The 20,404-nt window shown below is 65.4% G+C and carries 19 protein-coding genes; 17 read left to right on the top strand and 2 right to left on the bottom strand.

The window, feature by feature from the left end; genetic code table 11:
• Positions 1-29: 29 nt before the first annotated feature.
• The 4 genes from dacB to aroQ all read left to right on the top strand — a co-directional run bounded on the left by dacB (position 30) and on the right by aroQ (position 5,557).
• The gene (gene dacB, locus ETC27_RS06290; protein WP_136254134.1) at positions 30-1,478 is read left to right on the top strand and encodes a D-alanyl-D-alanine carboxypeptidase/D-alanyl-D-alanine endopeptidase; all 1,449 of its coding nucleotides are present in this window, start codon (positions 30-32) and stop codon (positions 1,476-1,478) included.
• Positions 1,479-1,634: 156 nt separating this feature from the next.
• Positions 1,635-2,006 carry a diacylglycerol kinase gene (locus tag ETC27_RS06285; RefSeq protein ID WP_136254133.1) on the top strand — a complete coding sequence of 124 codons (372 nt, stop codon included), beginning with the start codon at positions 1,635-1,637 and terminating at the stop codon, positions 2,004-2,006.
• Positions 2,007-2,111: 105 nt separating this feature from the next.
• Entirely contained in the window at positions 2,112-5,120 is a 3,009-nt protein-coding gene (gene glnE / locus ETC27_RS06280) for a bifunctional [glutamate--ammonia ligase]-adenylyl-L-tyrosine phosphorylase/[glutamate--ammonia-ligase] adenylyltransferase (protein ID WP_136254132.1), read from the top strand.
• On the top strand, positions 5,117-5,557 hold the full coding sequence (gene aroQ / locus ETC27_RS06275; RefSeq protein WP_136254131.1) for a type II 3-dehydroquinate dehydratase: 441 nt from the start codon (positions 5,117-5,119) through the stop codon (positions 5,555-5,557). The genes glnE and aroQ overlap by 4 nt, the downstream gene beginning before the upstream one ends.
• 18 nt (positions 5,558-5,575) lie before the next feature.
• Here the strand turns inward: aroQ and ETC27_RS06270 are convergent, their stop codons facing one another.
• Complete coding sequence (locus ETC27_RS06270) at positions 5,576-6,355, bottom strand: IclR family transcriptional regulator domain-containing protein (protein WP_136254130.1); 780 nt, start codon at positions 6,353-6,355, stop codon at positions 5,576-5,578.
• Between the two features lie 343 nt (positions 6,356-6,698).
• On the opposite strand from ETC27_RS06270, the gene ETC27_RS06265 reads away from it, so the two are divergent.
• The 5 genes from ETC27_RS06265 (at position 6,699) to ETC27_RS06245 (ending at position 11,525) form a co-directional block, all read left to right on the top strand.
• Positions 6,699-7,517, top strand: a complete 819-nt coding sequence (locus ETC27_RS06265) for a CoA transferase subunit A (RefSeq protein WP_136254129.1) — start codon at positions 6,699-6,701, stop codon at positions 7,515-7,517.
• Positions 7,517-8,305 (top strand): CoA-transferase subunit beta, encoded by a 789-nt coding sequence (locus ETC27_RS06260; RefSeq protein ID WP_136254128.1) that lies wholly within the window; start codon positions 7,517-7,519, stop codon positions 8,303-8,305. Before ETC27_RS06265 ends, ETC27_RS06260 begins: the two co-directional genes overlap by 1 nt.
• A gap of 183 nt (positions 8,306-8,488) precedes the next feature.
• A complete protein-coding gene (pcaF, locus tag ETC27_RS06255) occupies positions 8,489-9,691 on the top strand; it encodes a 3-oxoadipyl-CoA thiolase (protein ID WP_136254127.1) in 1,203 nt (400 codons plus the stop codon).
• A 63-nt stretch (positions 9,692-9,754) separates the two neighbouring features.
• Positions 9,755-10,585 (top strand): 3-oxoadipate:acetyl-CoA acetyltransferase, encoded by an 831-nt coding sequence (locus tag ETC27_RS06250; RefSeq protein ID WP_136254126.1) that lies wholly within the window; start codon positions 9,755-9,757, stop codon positions 10,583-10,585.
• A gap of 118 nt (positions 10,586-10,703) precedes the next feature.
• On the top strand, positions 10,704-11,525 hold the full coding sequence (locus ETC27_RS06245; protein ID WP_136254125.1) for an alpha/beta fold hydrolase: 822 nt from the start codon (positions 10,704-10,706) through the stop codon (positions 11,523-11,525).
• Positions 11,526-11,675: 150 nt separating this feature from the next.
• On the opposite strand, the gene ETC27_RS06240 is transcribed toward ETC27_RS06245, so the two are convergent.
• Positions 11,676-12,578 carry a LysR family transcriptional regulator gene (locus ETC27_RS06240; RefSeq protein ID WP_136254124.1) on the bottom strand — a complete coding sequence of 301 codons (903 nt, stop codon included), beginning with the start codon at positions 12,576-12,578 and terminating at the stop codon, positions 11,676-11,678.
• Positions 12,579-12,680: 102 nt separating this feature from the next.
• Between ETC27_RS06240 and ETC27_RS06235 the strand changes: the two genes are divergently transcribed.
• The 8 genes from ETC27_RS06235 (at position 12,681) to ETC27_RS06205 (ending at position 20,271) form a co-directional block, all read left to right on the top strand.
• Positions 12,681-13,799, top strand: coding sequence for a muconate cycloisomerase family protein (locus ETC27_RS06235; protein WP_136254123.1), 1,119 nt, complete (start codon positions 12,681-12,683; stop codon positions 13,797-13,799).
• Between the two features lie 38 nt (positions 13,800-13,837).
• Positions 13,838-14,128, top strand: coding sequence for a muconolactone Delta-isomerase (catC, locus tag ETC27_RS06230; protein WP_136254122.1), 291 nt, complete (start codon positions 13,838-13,840; stop codon positions 14,126-14,128).
• A 53-nt stretch (positions 14,129-14,181) separates the two neighbouring features.
• Positions 14,182-15,156: a catechol 1,2-dioxygenase gene (gene catA, locus ETC27_RS06225; RefSeq protein WP_136254121.1), complete on the top strand. Its 975-nt coding sequence runs from the start codon at positions 14,182-14,184 to the stop codon at positions 15,154-15,156.
• A 71-nt stretch (positions 15,157-15,227) separates the two neighbouring features.
• Entirely contained in the window at positions 15,228-16,595 is a 1,368-nt protein-coding gene (locus ETC27_RS06220) for a Rieske 2Fe-2S domain-containing protein (protein WP_136254120.1), read from the top strand.
• 26 nt (positions 16,596-16,621) lie between these two features.
• On the top strand, positions 16,622-17,113 hold the full coding sequence (gene benB, locus ETC27_RS06215) for a benzoate 1,2-dioxygenase small subunit (protein ID WP_136254119.1): 492 nt from the start codon (positions 16,622-16,624) through the stop codon (positions 17,111-17,113).
• 33 nt (positions 17,114-17,146) lie between these two features.
• A complete protein-coding gene (benC, locus tag ETC27_RS17405) occupies positions 17,147-18,175 on the top strand; it encodes a benzoate 1,2-dioxygenase electron transfer component BenC (RefSeq protein WP_205742696.1) in 1,029 nt (342 codons plus the stop codon).
• Positions 18,172-18,972 carry a benzoate diol dehydrogenase BenD gene (benD, locus tag ETC27_RS17400; RefSeq protein ID WP_205742695.1) on the top strand — a complete coding sequence of 267 codons (801 nt, stop codon included), beginning with the start codon at positions 18,172-18,174 and terminating at the stop codon, positions 18,970-18,972. The genes benC and benD overlap by 4 nt, the downstream gene beginning before the upstream one ends.
• A gap of 60 nt (positions 18,973-19,032) precedes the next feature.
• Positions 19,033-20,271 carry a benzoate/H(+) symporter BenE family transporter gene (locus ETC27_RS06205; RefSeq protein WP_136254118.1) on the top strand — a complete coding sequence of 413 codons (1,239 nt, stop codon included), beginning with the start codon at positions 19,033-19,035 and terminating at the stop codon, positions 20,269-20,271.
• Positions 20,272-20,404 lie beyond the last annotated feature (133 nt).

The following is a 20,404-nucleotide window of genomic DNA, read 5'->3' as shown; positions in this document are numbered from 1 at the left end:
GACGCCTCTTCTGCTATCGGACTTCTCCCATGTCTCGTCTGTTGCTGCGTGCGTTGCTGGCTGTGCTGTTGTGCTGTGTCTGGATATCGCCGATGGCATCGGCGGCGGGCTTCGAGCGTCTTTCTGCCCTTGAGGAGCAGGGCTTTCTGATCGGCGCCGAGGCGCGAATGCTGGACAGTGGCGAAGTGCTTGGCGAGATGGCTCCCGACCGCGAGCTGTCGCCGGCATCGGTCAGCAAGCTCTATATGGCCGCGGCGGCGCTCGACCGCTGGGGGCCACAGCATCGCTTTACCACCCGGCTGGTGACGCCGGGGCAGTTGACCGATGACGGCGTGGTAAGCGGTGATCTGATCTTTATGGGCGATGGTGATCCGGCGCTGGTGTCTGAGGATCTCTGGCGGTTGGTGCAGCAGCTTCGCCAACAAGGGGTGACCCGCATCGACGGAGAGCTCAAGATCAACCAGTGGCGCTATGGGCCTGTGCAGTGCATCACCACTGATCGCTGCGAGGCCCGCCGTCGCGGCACCAATGCCTATAGTGCCCTCCTGTCGGTGGCAGGCGTCGATTACGGTAGCTGGTGCCTGGCGGTGCGTCCCGGCCCTTCATTGGGCAAACCCGCGCGGGTGGCCAGCTGTTCGAGCGGCGTGCTGCTGACGCGCCTCGATAACCAGGTGCAGACGGCGCGTGCCGATGGCCGTACCCAACTGGATGCCGAGCGCTTCACCGACGGCCAGGGCGATCGCATGGTACTCGAGGGCACCATCGCCATGGGAGACGGGCCGCGCTATGTCTATCGCGCCAGCTCCGATCCTGCCGAGCAGACCGCCAGCACTCTGGCCTCGCTGCTTGAGCAGGCCGGCATCACCGTGACCGGTGGCGCTCGGGTGGTCCGCACGCAGCCCTCGCCTGCAAGCACCGAGCTGGCCGCGGTTCAGGGGAAGCCTCTGCAGGAGCTTCTCCAGCGGACTCTCAACTACTCCAACAATTTCATGGCCGATGTGCTGGCACTCGATCTAGTCGGCACGCCACGCGCGACCCTGCCCCAGGCCGGCGACGCACTGGAGGCCTTTGCCCGGACGATCCCCGGCCACGGCCCCCTGACGCTGGAAAGTGGTAGTGGCCTGACCACCGGCAATCGCACCACGGCGCGAGGCGTCACGGCACTGCTCGAGCACATGTACCAGCGCCCGGCGTTGTTCCCGAGTTTCATCGCCGGCCTGCAGTCGCCCGCCAACGGCGCCATGCGTTTCCTGCGACGCGGCAGTGACACCTTTCAGGAGCACGTGATGCTCAAGACCGGCACCCTCAATCAGCCCTTTTCGGTGCGGGCGACCGGCGGTTACTTCCGCACCCAGGGCGGGCGTTGGGGCGTGTTCTCGGTGATGGTCAATGGTACCGCCAGCACGCCTTATCTGGCCTGGCGCCAAGTGCTCGAACCGTTGGCCGATGACCTTGAGACGATGATTCTCAGCCACTGAGACATGGCGCGCCCTGTGTAGTGCCTCTTTGCACCCGTCACATCACCACCAGGTCACGACGAACGTTCATATGCGTCTGCTAGACTCGGCGATCCTTGGCTTGAATCCTTCAAGGACGACGGCCGTTTTTGACCAACGATCAGCAGGATAGATTCCATGAAGCCTGGGCATACCGGCTGGCGCCATCTGAACCACTCTGCTCGCTATTCCATCAAGGGGCTGCGCGCCGCCTTTCGTAACGAGACGGCCTTTCGCCAGGAACTGGGGCTGTGTCTGGTGCTGGTGCCACTGGCGCTGTGGCTGGGACAAACCCCCGTCGAATGGATCCTGCTGATCGGTAGCTGCTTGCTGGTGCTGATTGTTGAGCTTGTTAACTCCGCCATCGAAAGCGTGGTCGACCGCATTGGACCTGAGCGCCATGAGTTGTCTGGTCGAGCCAAGGACATCGGCTCGGCGGCGGTGATGATGGCGTTGATCATCGCGGGGCTGACCTGGGGACTACTGACCTGGCAGCGCTTCTTCGGCTAGCACCGGTAACGATCACGTAACGGCTTGCAGGACAAAGCAATGAACCTGCCGCAGACAGCGGGGGGGCGGCTTCGCTATGCTTGAGAAAATGATAAGGAGACGCTCATGGCGCTGCCCGACGGCTTCCTGCCGCTGATCGATATCCCTCACCGCTTGCACGCCGCGCTTGGCGAAACATCTCGACGCCTTAACGAAGCGCTGGAGCGCGCCGATACGCGCGCCCGCCACCAGGAGAGCGACCCACTCAGCGAGACATGGCTGGCCCTGAGTGAACCGCGCCGCGAGCAACTGGCCAAGGTGCTTTCCGTCTCCACTTTCGCGGCCGATACCCTGGTGCATTATCCCGATTGGCTGACAAGCCTGGATGCCAATGGAGAGCTGGATAACGCACCGTCGTCGAGGCTCCTCGCTCAATGGCTGGATGAGGCCCTTGGCGATGCCAATGACGAAGCCACCATGCAGTCGGCGATTCGTCGCTTTCGTCGCGAGCGCATGCTGGGCATCGTCTGGCGAGACCTGACCCGCCCCTCTGGCAGCGACATGTGGGACACCGCCGGCGCCGTTTCGCGCCTCGCCGAGGCCTGCCTGGAAGGAGCGCTTGGCTGGCTCGAGGCGCACCTCGAGGCTCGTTGGGGCCTGCCGGCACCGCGCGCCGATGGCAGCCCCCAACGCCTGGTCGTGCTGGGCATGGGTAAGCTCGGCGCCGGCGAGCTCAACCTGTCGTCAGATATCGACCTGATCTTCGCCTTCCCCGAGAAGGGCGTGACCCAGGGCGGCAAGCGTGAATTCGAGCACCAGGAATACTTTACCAAGCTTGGCCAGAAGCTGATCGCGGCGCTTGACGCGATGACCGCCGACGGCTTCGCGTTTCGCGTCGACATGCGCCTGCGTCCGCTGGGGGACGGCGGGCCGCTGGTCGGTAGCTTCGCCATGCTGGCAAGCTACTATCAGGATCAGGGGCGCGAGTGGGAACGCTACGCGATGCTCAAGGCACGGCCTGTTGCCGGCGATATCGACGCCGGCCGTGAGCTTTTGGCGAGTCTCAGTCCCTTCGTCTATCGCAAGTATCTCGACTTCGGCGCCATTGAATCGCTGCGCGAGATGAAGGCGATGATCAATCGCGAGGTCAAGCGACGGGGCATGGACGACAACATCAAACTCGGCCGGGGCGGCATCCGCGAGGTCGAGTTCGTGGTCCAGGCCTTCCAGCTGATTCGCGGGGGCCGTGACACCGAGCTGCAGGTGACTTCGCTCAAGACAGCGCTCGAGCGACTGCCGGCGCTAGGCCTGCTGCCTCAGGCGGTGGTCGACGAGCTGACCCCGGATTACGTCTTTCTGCGTGATCTGGAGCACGCCATCCAGGCGCTCGATGATCGTCAGACCCAGGCGCTGCCCCATGATGATGGCCAGCGTGAGCGGATCGCCCTGGCGCTCAACATGGAAGACTGGCCGGCGCTGATGGCCAGGCTTTCTGAGCTGCGCGCCCGGGTGCGTGGCCACTTCGATGCGGTGATCGCCGATCCCGAAGATGATGACGAGAGCGCTGAAGACGACAGCAGTAAGGCTTTCGCCGAGCTGCGCGCCCTATGGCGCGGCGAACTCTCCGAAGAGGAGGCGAAGTCGCTTTTAAAAACCGCCGGCTTCGAGGAGCCGGACCGCGGTTATAAGCGCATCGCTGCCCTGCGTCAGTCCCGGGCGGTGCAGGGCATGCAACGCATTGGCTTCGAGCGCCTCGATGCGCTGATGCCGTTGCTGATCGAAGCGGTGCTTGAAAGCCAGGCGCCGGATACCGTCCTCGAGCGGGTGTTGCCCTTGATCGAATCGGTACTCAGGCGCACCGCCTATCTGGCCTTGCTGCGTGAGAATCCCGATGCGCTCGGTCACCTGATGCGGCTGTGCGGGGCGAGCCCATGGATCGCCGAACAGATCGCCCGACACCCCATCCTGCTGGATGAGCTGCTGACACCCTCGACGCTTTACACCCCTGCCGACAAGTCACGCCTGGCCGACGAGCTGCGCCAGGCCCTGGGGCGAATTCCCGAAGACGACGAGGAGGCCCAGCTCGAGGCGCTGCGGGTGTTCAAGCATGCCCAGGTGCTGCACGTGGCGGCCTCCGACATCGTCGGTACCCGGGCGCTGATGAAGGTCAGCGATTATCTGACCTTCATCGCCGAAGTGGTGCTCGAGCAAGTGTTGTCGATGGCCTGGAAGCACCTGACCCGCAAGCATGGCTACCCCAAGCGCCGTGATGGCAGTCACGGGGAGACCGACTTCATCATCGTCGGCTATGGCAAGCTCGGCGGCATCGAGCTTGGCTACAGTTCTGACCTGGATCTGGTGTTTATCCATGATGCCGCCTCCCAGGGCAGCACCGACGGCGAGCGAGCGCTCGACAACCCGGTGTTCTTCACACGGCTCGGCCAGCGCATCATCCACCTGCTGACGGCAGTGACGCCCGCCGGCGCCCTTTATGAGATCGACATGCGTTTGCGCCCGTCGGGCAATGCCGGCCAGCTAGTGACCACGCTCGATGCCTTTGCTGACTATCAGCGCCGCGAAGCCTGGACCTGGGAGCACCAGGCGCTGGTGCGGGCCCGGGCCGTGGCTGGCGATGCCGAGCTGGTGCAGCGCTTCGATGAGGTGCGCCGCGACGTGCTCGGCCAGCCCCGCGACCTACCGGCATTGCGCGAAGAAGTGATCAAGATGCGCCACAAGATGCGCGCTCATCTGGGTAGCTCGGCGATGGCCAAACAGGCCGGTGCCTTCGATCTCAAGCAGGATGCCGGCGGCATGGTCGACATCGAGTTCCTCTGCCAGTACGCGGTGCTGGCCATGGGTCATGAGTGCACTGCGCTGCTGGTCTATAGCGACAACATGCGCATTCTCGAGACGCTTGAAGAGCACGAACTGCTGCCCGCCGAGGATGCCAGTGCGCTGCGCGAGGCCTATCTGGCCTACCGCCATGCCTTCCATCGGGCGGCACTCACCAAGCAGGCCGTCGACGCCGAGGTTGGCGATCAGCGCGCGCTGGTCAGCCGGCTCTGGCAGCGCCTGCTGGGAGAAGACTCGCCGTCCTCATCCCTTGATATATCGAATCAGGAGACGCCCAAGTGAGCCACGGTAAAGTACTCGTGCTGCATGGCCCTAACCTTAATCTGCTCGGCACCCGCCAGCCGGAGATCTACGGTCATGAGACGCTGGAGGACATCAACAACGGCCTCTATGAGCAGGCCGCGCTGAACGACTGGGAAATTGCCTGTCACCAGAGCAATCACGAGGGGGCGCTGATCGATGCCATCCAGGCCGCACGGCTCGATGGCACCACGGCGATCATCATTAACCCGGCGGCCTATACCCATACCTCGGTGGCGATTCTCGATGCACTCAATGCCTTCGAGGGCCGAGTGATCGAAGTGCATTTGTCGAATGTGCACAAGCGCGAGGCGTTTCGGCACCATTCCTATGTCTCGCTGCGTGCCGACGGGGTGATCGCCGGGCTCGGCAGCCAGGGCTATCGGGCGGCGCTCGCGGCGCTGATCCGGGGCGCCTGACGCAGGCGTCTCGCGGCCCTAGCCGACGTGAGTACGGATCAACCGCGCCTTCGCCTGAAGCAGCGGCAGGAAGGTATCGGTCAGGGTCTCGACCGGGATGCGGGCAGCGTTGGTGCTGATGTTGATGGCCCCCAGCAGCTTGCCGTGGGCATCGAAGGCGGGCACGGCGAGCGAGCGCAGGCCCGAGTCCAGTTCCTGGTCGGCGATGGCATAGCCCTGCCGGCGCACTGTCAGAATGGCTTCGCGCAGGGCGTCCCGGTCGGTGAGGGTCTTGTCGGTATAAGGCGTCAGCTCGACCCGGGCCAGGAAAGCCGCCAGCTCGTCGTCGGGCAGCTGAGCCAGGAGTACACGGCCCATGGAGGTATGGGCCGCGGGCAGGCGGGTCCCCACCGCCAGGCTGATCGCCATGAGCCGATGCTTGGCTGCCGAGCGTGCCACATAGGTGACCTCGTCGCCGTCGAGGACCGCCAGTGACGAGGATTCGCTGCTTTCGCGGGTGATGTCCTCGAGGATCTGCTGGATCACGCTCTGGTAGCCGTTGGCCGAGAGGAAGGCATAGCCGAGTTGCAGCACCCGGGGGGCCAGCTCGAAATGGCGTTGATCCTTGCGCACGTAACCGAGCGCGTGCAGCGTCAGCAGGAAGCGCCGTGCCCTAGCCCGATTCATGCCCGTGCGGGTCGCCACTTCGCTGAGCGTCATGCGCGGGTGCTCCGCGTCGAAGGCCAGTATCACCTCGAGCCCGGTCCCCAGCGCCGTGACGAAGTCACGGTCATCGGGGCTCAGTACCTCTTCCTGCATACGGTTTTCCCTTCTGCTTGATGATGCGCCCCGACCTCTGTCGCGGCTCGCGCCAATCTAGCACAACTGTTCGCCAGCCGAACACGCGGGCCGCCTGCCTCCGCCGGGCCTGTTTCGCCATTCCTCTTATACCTTAGTCGCACTCCGGTGGCGCCATGCCGACGCCCGACTGCCCCAGCGGGCCGCGCCGCTGGGGGCTTCGTCGACCTTTTCGGCAGGGAGATGGGGAAATGGAGATGATTTGACGGCGTATCGCGGTGAGGATATTTTGTTCGTATAGCAAAACATAGTTCGATATACGAACAAGGGCCACTGAGCCCGTCGCCAACAGAGGTGTCCCATCATGGCCGAGATCCTCAGCCTGCATGACGCGGTCGCACGCTACGTCGAAGACGGCGCCACCGTTGCCATGGAAGGCTTCACCCACCTGATTCCCTTCGCCGCCGGCCAGGAGATCATCCGCCAGGGCCGGCGGGAGCTGACCCTGATCCGCATGACGCCAGACCTGATCTACGACCAGCTGATCGGCGCCGGCTGTGCAAAGAAAGTGATCTTCTCCTGGGGCGGCAACCCCGGCGTGGGTTCGCTGCATCGCCTGCGCGATGCGGTGGAGAAGGGCTGGCCGCGCAAGATCGAGATCCTCGAGCATAGCCACGCCGCCATGGCGTGTGCCTTCGAGGCCGGGGCCGCCGGGCTGCCGCTGGCCGTGCTGCGCGGCTACGTCGGCAGCGAGCTGCCCAACGTCAATGATCAGATCAAGTTCATCGACTGCCCCTTCACCGGCGAGCGCCTGGCTGCGGTCCCGTCCGTGCGTCCCGATGTGTCGATCGTCCACGCCCAGAAGGCCGACCGCGCCGGCAACGTGCTGGTCGAGGGCATTGTCGGCGTTCAGAAGGAAGCGGTGCTGGCGGCCCGGCACAGCATCGTCACCGTCGAGGAGATCGTCGACGACCTCGACACCCATCCCAACGCCTGCGTGATCCCGGGCTGGGCCATCGATGCCATCGCCGTGGCCGAGAAGGGCGCGCTACCGTCCTATGCGCATGGGTACTACGCGCGCGACAACCGCTTCTACCGCGAATGGGACGCCATCGCCCGCGATCGCGATGCCTTCACCAAGTGGATCGACGAGAATGTCATGAATGTTGGGGGGAATGCCTGATGAGCCCTGAAGAAAAGACCCTGGACTACACCGCCGGCGAGATGATGACGGTGACCGCCGCGCGGGCGTTGGTAAACGGCATGACCTGCTTCGTCGGCATCGGTCTGCCCAGCGAGGCCGCCAACCTGGCGCGTCTCACCCACGCCCCGGACGTGGTGCTGATCTACGAGTCCGGCACCCTGCAGACCAAGCCCGACGTCCTGCCGTTGTCGATCGGTGACGGCGAGCTCTGCGAGTCGGCATTGACCACCGTCTCGGTGCCCGAGATGTTCCGCTATTGGCTGCAGGGCGGCAAGGTCGACGTGGGCTTCCTCGGTACCGCCCAGATTGATCGCTTCGCCAACCTCAACACCACCCTGATCGGCGACTACCAGGCGCCCAAGGTGCGCCTGCCGGGCGGCGGCGGTGCCCCGGAGATCGCCACCAATGCAGGCGAGGTCTTTATCACGCTCAAGCACTCGCCGCGGGCCTTCGTCCGGGACGTCGACTTCATCACCACCCTGGGCTTCGGCCGCGATGGCAAGGGCCGCGACGGCGTGCCCAGCATCGGCCAGGGGCCCACTCGCGTGATCTCCGATCTGTGCGTGATGAAGCCGGATTCCGCGACCAAGGAACTGACGGTGGTCTCGCTGCATCCGGGGGTGACGCGAGCGGACGTGGTCGAGGCCACTGGCTGGGCGATCCGCTTCGCCGATGAACTCGAAATCACCCCCGCGCCGCGCGGTGAGGAACTCGAGATCCTGCGCGGGCTCAAGGCCCGTACCGAACGGGCTCATGCCGGCCAGTAAGAGCTCATTGCCAGGCGTTCGCCTCGATGGGCGCCGGGGCAGGGCGTCGTGAGGGTCATTTGCCAAGGAAGGCAAATGTAGCTCCCAGGGAAGGGTTCATAGCGCCCTCACGCAGGCCTGCCTCGACGGCCCAGCTCCCGGCAACGCCAATGAAATGAGCGCTCAATCGATCAGGAGTCGAAGATGACCAATGTTTATCTCTGCCATCCGCGCCGCAGCGCCGTGGGCCGTTTCGGCGGCACCCTGGCCAGCCGGCGCCCGGATGATCTCGCCGCCGATATCTTCAAGGCGGTGCTGGCCGAGGCGCCAGGACTCGACCCGGCGGCCATCGACGATGTCTTCATGGGCTGCGCCAACCAGGCCGGCGAGGACAACCGCAGCGTGGCGCGCATGTCGGCGCTGCTCGCCGGCCTGCCGGTATCCATCCCCGGTACCACCCTCAACCGCCTGTGCGGCTCCGGCATGGACGCGGTGGGGACCGCCTTTCGCGCCGTCAAGGCCGGGGAAATGGACCTGGCCCTGGCCGGCGGCGTGGAGTCCATGTCTCGCGCGCCCTATGTGATGGGCAAGGCCGAGGGCGCCTTCGCCCGCGGCCAGCAGATCGAGGACACCACCATCGGCTGGCGCTTCATCAACCCGTTGATGAAGAAGGCCTATGGCGTCGACTCCATGCCCGAGACCGCCGAGAACCTGGCCGAGCAGTTCACCATCGCCCGCGCGGATCAGGACGGCTTCGCCCTGCGTTCCCAGCAGAAGGCCGCCGCCGCCCAGCAGTCGGGGCGGTTCGCCGAGGAAATCACCGCCATCGAGATCCCGCGGCGCAAGCAGGAACCGCTGGTCTTCGACCAGGACGAGCATCTGCGCGAGACCACCCTTGCGAAGCTGGCGAGCCTGCCCACCCCCTTCCGCGAGGGCGGCAGCGTCACCGCCGGCAACGCCTCGGGGGTCAACGACGGCGCCGCGGCAATGCTGGTGGCCAGCCAGGCGGCGGTGGACCGGCACGGTCTGACGCCGATGGCGAGGATCGTCGGCATGGCCACCGCCGGCGTCGAGCCGCGCATCATGGGCTATGGCCCAGTGCCGGCGGTCAACAAACTGCTCGCGCGCACCGGCGTCTCGCTCGACGAGATCGATGTCATCGAGCTCAACGAGGCCTTCGCCGCTCAGGCGATCGCCTGCCTGCGCGATCTGGGCATCCAAGACGATGACGCGCGGGTCAATCCCAACGGCGGCGCCATTGCGCTCGGCCATCCACTGGGCATGTCCGGTGCACGGCTGCTGCTGACCGCCGCCCATGAGCTCCAGAAGACCGGCAAGCGCTACGCCCTGTGCACTATGTGCGTGGGCGTCGGCCAGGGCATCGCCACGCTGATCGAGCGGGCGTAACCGCGCCCTTGAGACTCATCCATACCACCCCGAACGAGCCCTTTGGCGTCACGCGAGGTTCCCATGTCGAATCCTTGTATCATCTGCGTTGCCATCACCGGGAGTCTGCCGCGCAAGGACAACAACCCCGCCGTGCCGGTGACCGTCGACGAGCAGGTCGAGAGCACTCAGGCGGCCTTCGAGGCCGGGGCCAGCATCGTCCATTGCCACGTCCGCAATGACGACCAGACGCCGAGCTCGGACCCCGAGAAGTTCGCCCGGCTGATGGAAGGCCTCCGGAAGCACTGCCCGGGAATGATCACCCAGCTCTCCACCGGTGGGCGCTCGGGTGCGGACAAGGAGCGTGGCGCCATGCTGCCGCTCAAGCCCGATATGGCGAGCCTCGCGGTGGGCTCCAATAACTTCCCCACCCGGGTCTACGAGAACTCGCCGCCGCTGGTGGAATGGCTCGCCGACGAGATGCGGAAGTACGACATCAAGCCCGAGATAGAAGCCTTCGACCTGTCGCACATCCACCAGGCGGTGAGTCTCGCCAAGCAGGGCAGGATCAAGGCCCCGCTCTACGTCCAGTTCGTGATGGGGGTCAAGAACGCCATGCCGGTGGACAAGCCGACCTTTGACTTTTATGTCGAGACCCTCGAGCGCCTGGCACCGGGCTCTCAGTGGTGCGGGGCCGGCATCGGCGCCAACCAGCTGGTCCTCAACGAGTGGTCCATCGCCGCAGGCGGCCATACCCGCACGGGGCTCGAGGACAACGTTCGCTGGGACAAGGAAAGCCTCGCCCCCTCTAACGCCGCGCTGGTCGAGCGGGTGGCGAAGTTGTGCGAGCAATACGAGCGCCCGGTGGCCACCTGGCAGCAGGCGCGCCAGATCCTGGGGCTCGAGGCCGTCTGATGCCTCGCCCTAGTGCCCATGTTACCGGCCAGGGTGGGCCGTCGCGCCCCTCGCGCCGAGGGCATTTCCCGAGTGCGGCATTTTCTTTAGTTTTGACGTTAGGCTTCAGGAGACTTCCATGGCATTTCTGAATATCGATAGCCGCAGCGTGGCCTATCGCCTGCTTGGTGACGAGGCCAATCCGCTGCTGGTCCTGGCCCATCCACTGGGCATGACTCAAGCGGTATGGGACGACATCCTGGCGGCACTGCTGTCGCGCTACCGGGTCTTGACCTGGGACCTGCCCGGCCATGGCGCGAGCCAGGCCTTCGCCGACCAGGGGGCGGTGACCCCCGAGCAGCTCGCCGCCGAGGTGCTGGCCCTGGCCGACCATGCCGGCGCCCCACGCTTCCACTTCGTCGGCACCTCCATCGGCGGGGTGATCGGCCAGGCGCTGATCGAGCGGTATGCCGAGCGGCTGCTGTCGGCCACCCTGACCAACACCGGGGCGGTGATCGGCAATAGCGTGCTGTGGAATACTCGGGCGAGCCGGGTACGCGAGGAGGGGCTCGCCGCCATGTCCGGCGAGATCGTGCCGCGCTGGTTCGCCCAGGCGGCCTTCGAGGCGTCGCCGGCGCTGGAGAACGGCTGGCGCACCGCCATGGGCCGCGGCAACGACGAGGCCTATGCCCTGCTCTGCGAGATGCTGGGGCGCAGCGACTTCCGTGGCCGCCTGAAGGCCGCCGCCGGGATCAGGGTCAACCTGCTGGCCGGTAGCGAGGACCTGGCTACGCCGCCGGAGAGCCTCGCCACCCTGCGCGACGAGTGTGCGGGTGCAGAGCTGACGGTGTTCGACGCGGTCGGCCACGTGCCTTCGGTAGAGGCGCCGGAGCGCTTCGCCGCCTGGCTGATCGAGGCTCTGGCCGCCGGCGACGGGAGTGTGTCGCCGGCGCGCGCCTAGGGCGTCATCGGCGAGGGTAGGGCGCTCCCTCCCTTGCGTCGATGCCCATCCAGCAGCACCCCGCTTCACGCCGTGGCTCATCGAGCCGCGGCGTTTCTTCGTGCGCTCCTGTCGGGGTGCCTTTTATCGGTATGAGCTAATCAAAATACTCTAGGGGTATCGTCCGCTCAGGCGATTGTCCACCAGCTCCGCGAGGATCTCGTTGACCTGCGCCATGATCGCCGAGGGCGGCTCGCCGCGCCGTCGGCTGCATAAGATCGGCGAGGTGATGTGCGGCTCGGCCAGGCGCACATAGGCGATGTCGTCGCGCTGCAGGCGGCTGACTTGCTCCGGTACGAGGGTGAAGCCCATCTCCGAGGCAACCAGGCCCACCGCCGTCTGCAGTTCGTTGGCCTCCTGGATCACGCGCACCCTGAGGCCTCGGCGACGGAACAGGCCCAGCACCTGGTCGGCATAGCTGGGACGCGGCGTGGCCGGATAGACGATCAGCGGGTACTCGGCGAGCTGGGCCAGGGTGGGAGTGCTGTCGGCCAGGGGGTGGGAGCAGGGCAGGGCGGCCATGATCGGTTCCTCGAACAACACCTCCTGTTCAACCTCCGGGTCGTCGATGCGCAGCCGGCCGAAGCCGATGTCGATGCGCCCCGCCTTCAGTGCCTGGACCTGATGCACGGTGGTCAGCTCGGCCAGCACCAGCTCGATATCATCATTTTGTCTAAGCCGGCGGATCAGCGTCGGCAACTGCCCGTAGAACAGCGAGGCCACGAACCCGACCCCGAACACCTGGCGGTGGCTGCGCGCCATGCGCCGGGTGGCGGTCACCGTGGTGTCGACCTTCTCCAGAATCTGCAGGGTATGCTCATGAAAGAACTGCCCGGCCGCGGTAAGCGTCAGGCCGCGGGAATTCCGCTCGAACAGAGGCGCCCCTATTTCTTCCTCTAACTGCTTGATCTGTCTGGTAAGTGGCGGCTGTGCCATATGCAGTCGCGCGGCCGCACGAGTGAGGTTGAGCTCCTCTGCGACGACGCAGAAGTAGCGCAGGTGGCGCAGCTCCATGATACCTCCAGGGTATGGCTGAGAACTCAAAGCATATTGGTTGATGCGTGCGGGGGCAATCAGACTGCAAGCACTTCCTCAGTGCTTAGCCCAGGAGCCTGCATGTCCGCCGTAATCGAATCCATCAAGACGCTGCTGGTCGACTTGCCGACCATCCGTCCTCACAAGCTGTCCATGGCGACCATGGCCTGCCAGACGATGGTCATCGTGCGCATGCGTCACAGCGATGGCATCGAAGGGCTGGGCGAGGGCACCACCATCGGCGGCCTGAGCTACGGCCCAGAGAGCCCGGAAAGCATCAAGCGCAACATCGACGCTTACCTGGCACCGCTGCTGGTCGGCCAGTCCTCGAGCAACCTAAATACCCTGATGGCGCGGTTGAACCGCCACGTGCGTGGCAACCCCATCGCCAAGTCGGCACTGGAGACGGCGCTGCTGGACGCCCAGGGCAAGCGGCAGGGGCTGTCGGTGGCCGAGCTGCTGGGCGGCGCCCGTCAGACCCACCTGCCGGTACTGTGGACCCTGGCCTCCGGTGATACCCAAAAGGACATCGACGAGGCCTTCCAGCGCCTCGACGACGGCCGCCACCGCGACTTTAAGCTCAAGATTGGCGCCAATGTCCTGGAGCGGGACGTACGTCACGTGGCGGACATCAAGGCGGCGCTGGGCGATCGCGCTAGCGTACGCGTCGACGTCAACCAGGCCTGGGACGAGGCTACCGCGGTACGCGGCATCGCCGCCCTGCAGGAGGCCGGCATCGCGCTGATCGAGCAGCCCATCCCGGCCCGCGAGCAGACGGGGCTGGTCCGCTTGGCTGAGCGCTTCCGGGTACCGATGTTGGCCGACGAGGCAGTGGCTGACGCCCGCGATGGCCTGGACCTGATCGGCGGCGGCTTCAGCGGCGCCTTCGCCCTGAAGATCGCCAAGGCCGGTGGGCCGCGGCCGGCGCTGGCGCTGGCGCAGCTGGCCCAGACCGCCGGCATCGGCCTCTACGGCGGCACCATGCTCGAGGGCACCATCGGTACTGCCGCCGCCCTGCACGCCTGGGCGACCCTGCCCGAGATGGCCTGGGGCACCGAAATGTTCGGCCCACTGCTGCTCAAGGACGACATCGTCGTCGAGCGGCTGGACTATCACGACTTCGGTGTCGAGCTGCCGGCCGGCCCTGGCCTCGGGGTTAGCCTCGACGAGGACAAGCTCAAGCACTTTTCGCGTAAGTAAACCCGGGTACTGACACTGTTTCTGAGAAGGAGATGACCATGCTGTTCCAGGTAGAAATGACCGTGAAACTGCCGCCCGAGATGCCCGCCGAGCAGGCCACCAAGATCAAGGCGACCGAGAAGGCCTACTCCCAGGAGCTGCAGCGTGCCGGCAAGTGGCGCCACCTGTGGCGGGTGGCCGGCAGTTATTCCAACGTCAGCATCTTCGACGTCGAGGACAACGCCGAGCTGCAGGAGCTGGTGTCGAAACTGCCGCTGTTTCCCTACATGGAGATCGCCGTCAAGCCGCTCTGCCGCCACCCATCGTCGGTGCGTGACGACGATAGCTGATACGCCGTTCATCGATAGACGACGCGATATAACAACGACATGAGGACGCCAGCATGACCGTGAAGATTTTCGATACCCCCGAAGTTCAGGACTTTCTAGAGGCCGTCAGCGGCCTCGATCAGCAGGGCGGCAACGAGCGCGCCAAGCGCATCGTCCATCGCCTGGTCGCCGACCTGTTCAAGCTGATCGATGACTTCGACGTCACCGAGGAAGAGTACTGGTCGGCCGTCAACCTCCTCAACGCGCTGGGCAGCCAGACGCAGTTCGGCCTGTTATCGCCGGGCCTGGGCTTCGATCACTTCCTGGACATGCGCCAGGATGCCATCGACGCCGAGGCCAGGCGCTCCGGCGGCACCCCGCGCACCATCGAGGGCCCGCTCTACGTGGCCGGCGCCCCGGAAGCCGAGGGCTTCGCGCGCATGGACGATGGCCAGGACCAGAACGGCGAGGCGATGTGGCTGACCGGTCAGGTGCGTGATGTCGACGGCAATCCCGTCGCCGGCGCCAAGGTCGAGATCTGGCACGCCAACTCCAAGGGCGGCTACTCCTTCTTCGATAAGACCCAGTCCGAGTACAACCTGCGTCGCACCATCTACACCGACAGCGAGGGCCGCTACACCGCGCGCAGCATCATCCCGTCCGGCTACGGCGTACCGGAAGGTGCCCCCACCGACGTTGTGCTCAAGTCTCTGGGTCGCCATGGCGAGCGTCCGGCGCACATCCACTACTTCGTCTCCGCGCCGGGTCACCAACACCTGACCACCCAGATCAACCTGGCAGGCGACCCCTACACCTTTGATGACTTCGCCTTCGCCACCCGCGAGGAGCTCGTAGTGCCGGCCAACCGCATCGAGGCGGCGGACGAGATCGCCAAGCGCGAGATGGACGGCCCCTTCTGCGAGGTGGTGTTCGACGTCGCGCTGTCGACGACCGACGCCACCGAACTTCAGGTTCGCCACAAGCGTCCGCGGGCCAAGGAAGACGAGCAGGACCAGGCCAGCCAGCAGGCGGGTACCGCCAAGGTCTGAGCCCTGGCGAGCGCTGAGCGCCGACGAGTCCCTTCTTCCCTGACCCTTTACCATCCGTGAGGAGTCTGATCATGACCAGCAAGCTTGATTTTCTCGAACAACGCGTCCGCGGTGCCGTCGTCGACGACGCCGAGGCGGGTACCTACCGCGTGCATCGCAGCATCTTCACTGACCCCGAGTTCTTCGAGCTCGAGATGAAGCACGTCTTCGAGGGCAACTGGCTGTTCCTGGCCCACGAGAGCCAGATCGCCGAGCCCGGTGACTACATGACCGTCACTATGGGTCGCCAGCCGGTGGTCATCACCCGCGACAAGCAGGGCGAGCTGCATGCCTTGATCAACGCCTGCGCCCACCGCGGCGCCACCCTGTGCCGCAAGAAGCGTGGCAACAAAGGCACCTTCACCTGCCCGTTCCATGGCTGGACCTTCAAGAACGACGGCAAGCTCCTCAAGGCCAAGAACGAGAAGACCGGCGCCTACCCGGACGCCTTCAAGAGCGAGGGATCCCACGATCTCACGCGGGTGCCGGTGTTCGAGAACTACAAGGGCTTCCTGTTCGGCAGCTTGAGCACCGACGTGATGCCGCTCGAGGCGTACCTGGGCGAGACCACCAAGATCATCGACAACATCGTCGACCAGGCGCCGGAAGGCCTGGAGATCCTGCGTGGCACCTCGTCGTACACCTTCAACGGCAACTGGAAGCTTGGCGCAGAGAACGGCGCTGACGGCTACCACGTCAGCACCGTGCACTGGAACTACGCCTCGACCATGGACCGCCGAAACTACGACGCCGGCGGCACCAAGGCGGTGGACGCCGACGGCTGGTCCAAGAGCCAGGGCGGCTTCTACTCCTTTGATCACGGCCACATGATGCTGTGGACCCGGCTGCTCAACCCCGAGGTCCGTCCGGTCTATACCCGCAAGGACGAGATCGAGGCGCAGCTGGGCGAGGCTCGGGCCGATTCCATCGTCAACCAGACCCGCAACCTCTGCCTGTACCCCAACGTCTACCTGATGGACCAGTTCTCGACCCAGATCCGGGTGATCCGTCCGTTGGCCGTGGACAAGAGCGAGGTGACCATCTACTGCTTCGCGCCCAAGGGCGAGTCGGCCGAGAACCGTGCACTGCGCATTCGCCAGTACGAAGACTTCTTCAACGTCTCGGGCATGGGCACGCCGGACGATCTGGAAGAGTTCCGTGCCTGCCAGACCGGCTATGCCGGCGAGGACGCCGAGTGGAACGACCTCAGTCGTGGCGCCACGCAGTGGATCGAGGGTGCCGATGACAACGCTCGGGCGATCGACATGAAGCCGCTGCTGAGCGGGGCGTCGCCTGAAGACGAGGGGCTCTACGTGCTCCACCACCAGCACTGGGCAGAGGAGATGCTGCGCGCCATCGACAAGGAACGCAGCCGGTTCATTCCAACTGAGACCGCCTGAGCGTCCGAGAACAAGGGGAGCACACCATGAGCATGACTTTCGAACACATTCAGGCCTTCGTGCATCGCGAGGCGCGGCTGCTCGACGACCGCCAGTGGGACGAGTGGCTGACCTGCTATCGCCAGGACGCGGAGTTTTGGATGCCGGCTTGGGACGACGATGATCAGCTGACCGTGGACCCGCAGTCCGAGATCTCCCTGATCTACTATCCGAGCCGCGAGGGACTGGAGGACCGGGTCTACCGCATTAAGACCGAGCGCAGCGGCGCGACCAGCATTCCCGAGCCGCGCACCACCCACCAAATCACCAACCTTGAGGTGCTTTCGCAGGAGGGCGACACGGTGGAGCTGCGTTTCAACTGGCACACCCTGAGCCACCGCTACCAGCAGACCAACCAGTTCTTCGGCACTTCCTTCTACACCCTGGACGTGTCGGGCGAGGCGCCGCTGATCACTCGCAAGAAGGTGATCCTGAACAACGACTACATCCACCAGGTCATCGACGTCTATCACGTCTGATCGCGTCGTCTGGACCGGGTGAGGAGAACGACCATGAGTTATACCATCGCGCTCAACTTCGAAGACGGGGTGACCCGCTTCATCGGCTGCAAGGAAGGCGAGACCGTGCTCGATGCCGCCTACCGGCAGAAGGTCAACCTGCCCATGGACTGCTCCGACGGCGTCTGTGGCACCTGCAAGGGCCACTGCGAGCAGGGAACCTTCGATCTGGGCGATGAGTACCTGGACGAGGCGCTCTCCGACGAGGAGGCCGCCGAGGGCCAGGTGCTGACCTGCCAGATGGTGCCGTCTACCGACTGCGTCATCCAGGTGCCGGTGGCCTCGACCCTGTGCAAGACCGCGGTCGGCAGGCTCGAAGGCACCGTGGCCGAGGTCGAACAACTCTCCGAGGACAGCATCGAGTTGGCCATCGACCTGGACGAGGGGGCAGAGCTGGCCTTCCTGCCCGGCCAGTACATCCACATCGACGTGCCGGGCACCGAGGAGCACCGCTCCTACTCCTTCAGCTCCAAGCCGGGCGACACGCGTACCACCTTCCTGATCCGCAACGTGCCGAACGGGCTGATGAGCGGCTATCTCACCGAGCGCTGCACGCCGGGCGAGCGTCTCGCCCTGACCGGGCCGATGGGCAGCTTCTACCTGCGCGAGATCACGCGCCCGGTGCTGATGCTGGCTGGCGGCACCGGCCTGGCACCGTTTTTGTCCATGCTCGAGCAGCTGGTGGAGAAGAACTGCGATCAGCCGATCCATCTGATCTACGGCGTCAACAAGGACGACCACCTGGTCAAGACCGACGCCCTGGACGCGATCCAGGCGCGGCTGAAGGGCTTTACCTACGCCACCGTGGTGGTGGATGAGGGAAGCGAGCATCCGCGCAAGGGCTACGTCACCCATCACATGGAAGCCGAAGTGCTGCACGACGGCGACGTCGACGTCTACCTGTGCGGTCCGCCGCCGATGGTCGACGCCGTGCTCAAGCACTTCGATACGCAGGGTATCGCCCCGCAGAGCTTCCACTACGAGAAGTTCACCCCCAACCAGGCGCCCGGGGAGGCCGCATGAAGGCGACACGATTCGACGGGCTGCGCTTCCAGGGCCGGGTGATGGTGATCACCGGTGCCGCCCAGGGCATCGGCCGGCGCGTCGCCGAGCAGGCGGCCGCCGAGGGGGCCCGCCTGGCGCTGGTCGACCGCGCCGAGATCGTCCGCGACGTGGCGGCCGAGCTCTCGACCGAGGGCGTCGATGCCATCGCCCTGCTGGCCGACCTGGAGACCTTCGAGGGCGCCGAGCGTGCCTTGGCGGATGCCCGCGCGCACTTCGGCCGGGTCGATATCCTGATCAACAACGTGGGTGGGGCGATCAACTTCAAGCCGTTCACCGAGTTCAGCGCCGACGAGATCTCGGCCGAAATCACCCGCTCGCTGATGCCGACGCTGTGGTGCTGCCGGGCGGTGCTGCCGGCCATGGTCGAGCAGGGCAGCGGGGTGATCGTCAACGTCTCCTCGGCGGCCACCCGCGGCATCCACCGCATGCCGTATTCGGCGGCCAAGGGTGGGGTCAACGCCATGACCGCCTCGCTGGCCTTCGAGTATGCCGAGCACGGCATCCGCGTGGTGGCCACGGCCCCCGGTGGTACCGAGGCACCGCCGCGGCGTATCTCGCGGGGCACCCCGGAGCCGCGCAACGAGACGGAGCAGGCCTGGTTCCAGGCGCATATCGACCAGACCAGGCAGAGCTGCCTGTTCGGCCGCTACGGCACCCTGGATGAGATGGCCGCGCCGATCTTGTTCATGGCATCAAGCGAGGCCAGCTACATCACCGGCAGTGTGTTGCCGGTGGCCGGGGGAGATCTCGGCTAGCCGGCGTCGAACCGCTTCCGCCTGCCCCTCATGCCAACGACAATAATTCCAGGAGCACCCATGAAACATATCGAGACAGGGGTCGGCCTGATGTCCGCCCCCCGCGACTTCATCAGAGACCTCAACGCCGACAATTTCAGTGCCGGCCTCGTCGCCGGTATTTTCGGCCTCAGCGCCGGCATCATCCATATCAGCGCCGGCACCGCCGCCGGGCTGCCCAAGGACTTCACCCTGCTGTGGGTCATCAGCTACCTGATGATCAATGGCCTGTTTGGGCTGCTCATGCCGGCCTACTACCGGCTGCCCTTGCCGATGGCCAACTCCATCCCTGGCGCCTTGCTGTTCGCGGCCGTCATTCCCATCGTGGGCCTCAACGAGGCCCTGGGGGCGACGCTGATCGCCGGGGCCATCGCCTTGGTCGTCGGTCTCGCCGGGATGATGAGCCTCGTCATGAAGCTGATCCCGATGCCCATCGTCATGGGCATGGTCGCGGGCATCCTGCTCAAGTTCGGCACCAACATGGTGATGCCGCTGCAGAACGCCATGCTGCCGGCGGTGGTGATGATCCTGGCTTTCTTCATGGCGGCCCGCTTCCTGCGCCGCGTGCCGCCGCTGGTCGTCGCCCTGCTGGTCGGCGTTGCCTACATGGCCGCCTCCGGCGCCGACTTTTCGAGCGTGGAGTTCTCCTTCCGGCTTCCCGAGTTCATCGTGCCCACCTTCACCCTGGAGGCCTTCCTCGCCTATGGGTTGCCGCTGGCCTTGATCCTGGTGGGCATGGAGACGCCGGCCGGCGTGGGCCTGGTCAAGGGCATGGGCTACAAGGAGGCGCCGGCCAATGCCATCACCGCGGTGGGCGGCATCGGCACCATGATCTCGGCCTTCTTCAACCTGCACAGCACCTGCATCGCCGCGCCCATGACCGGCATCTGCTCCGGCCCCGAGGCCGGCAACCACGACAAGCGCTGGGTGGCGGCGGTCATCGTCGGCATCATCTTCATCGTGGCGGCGCCCTTCTATGGCTTCGTGTTCAGCCTGATCGAGGCTATGCCGAGCTATTTCATCGCCATCATCGCCGGCCTGGCGCTGCTGCGGGTGATCGGCTCGGCCATGCAGATCACCTTCTCCGGCAAGCATGAGGTGGGGGCGATGTTTTCCTTCCTGATCGCCGTTTCCGGCCTAGAGATCCTCGGGATCGGCTCCTCCTTCTGGGCGCTGGTGCTGGGGGCGGGACTGTCGATGCTTGTCGAGTTCAAGGACTTCGGCTTCAGCCGTCGGGTCGCGGACGAACCGACGGCGTGACGCCTCGGTGCGACCGGTCCTGCGAGGATCCGGTCGCCCTCGGCTGTTATCCTCTTTAGGCCCGCTCACTGCCTCGGCAGCGCGGGCATTTTCTTGCTCGGCGTTGCGCGACGGGCGCTGCGCTACCCGATTC

The sequence above is a fragment of the Onishia niordana genome (assembly GCF_004798965.1).
GTDB classification, from domain to species: domain Bacteria; phylum Pseudomonadota; class Gammaproteobacteria; order Pseudomonadales; family Halomonadaceae; genus Onishia; species Onishia niordana.
This window is presented reverse-complemented; position numbering and strand designations above follow the sequence as displayed.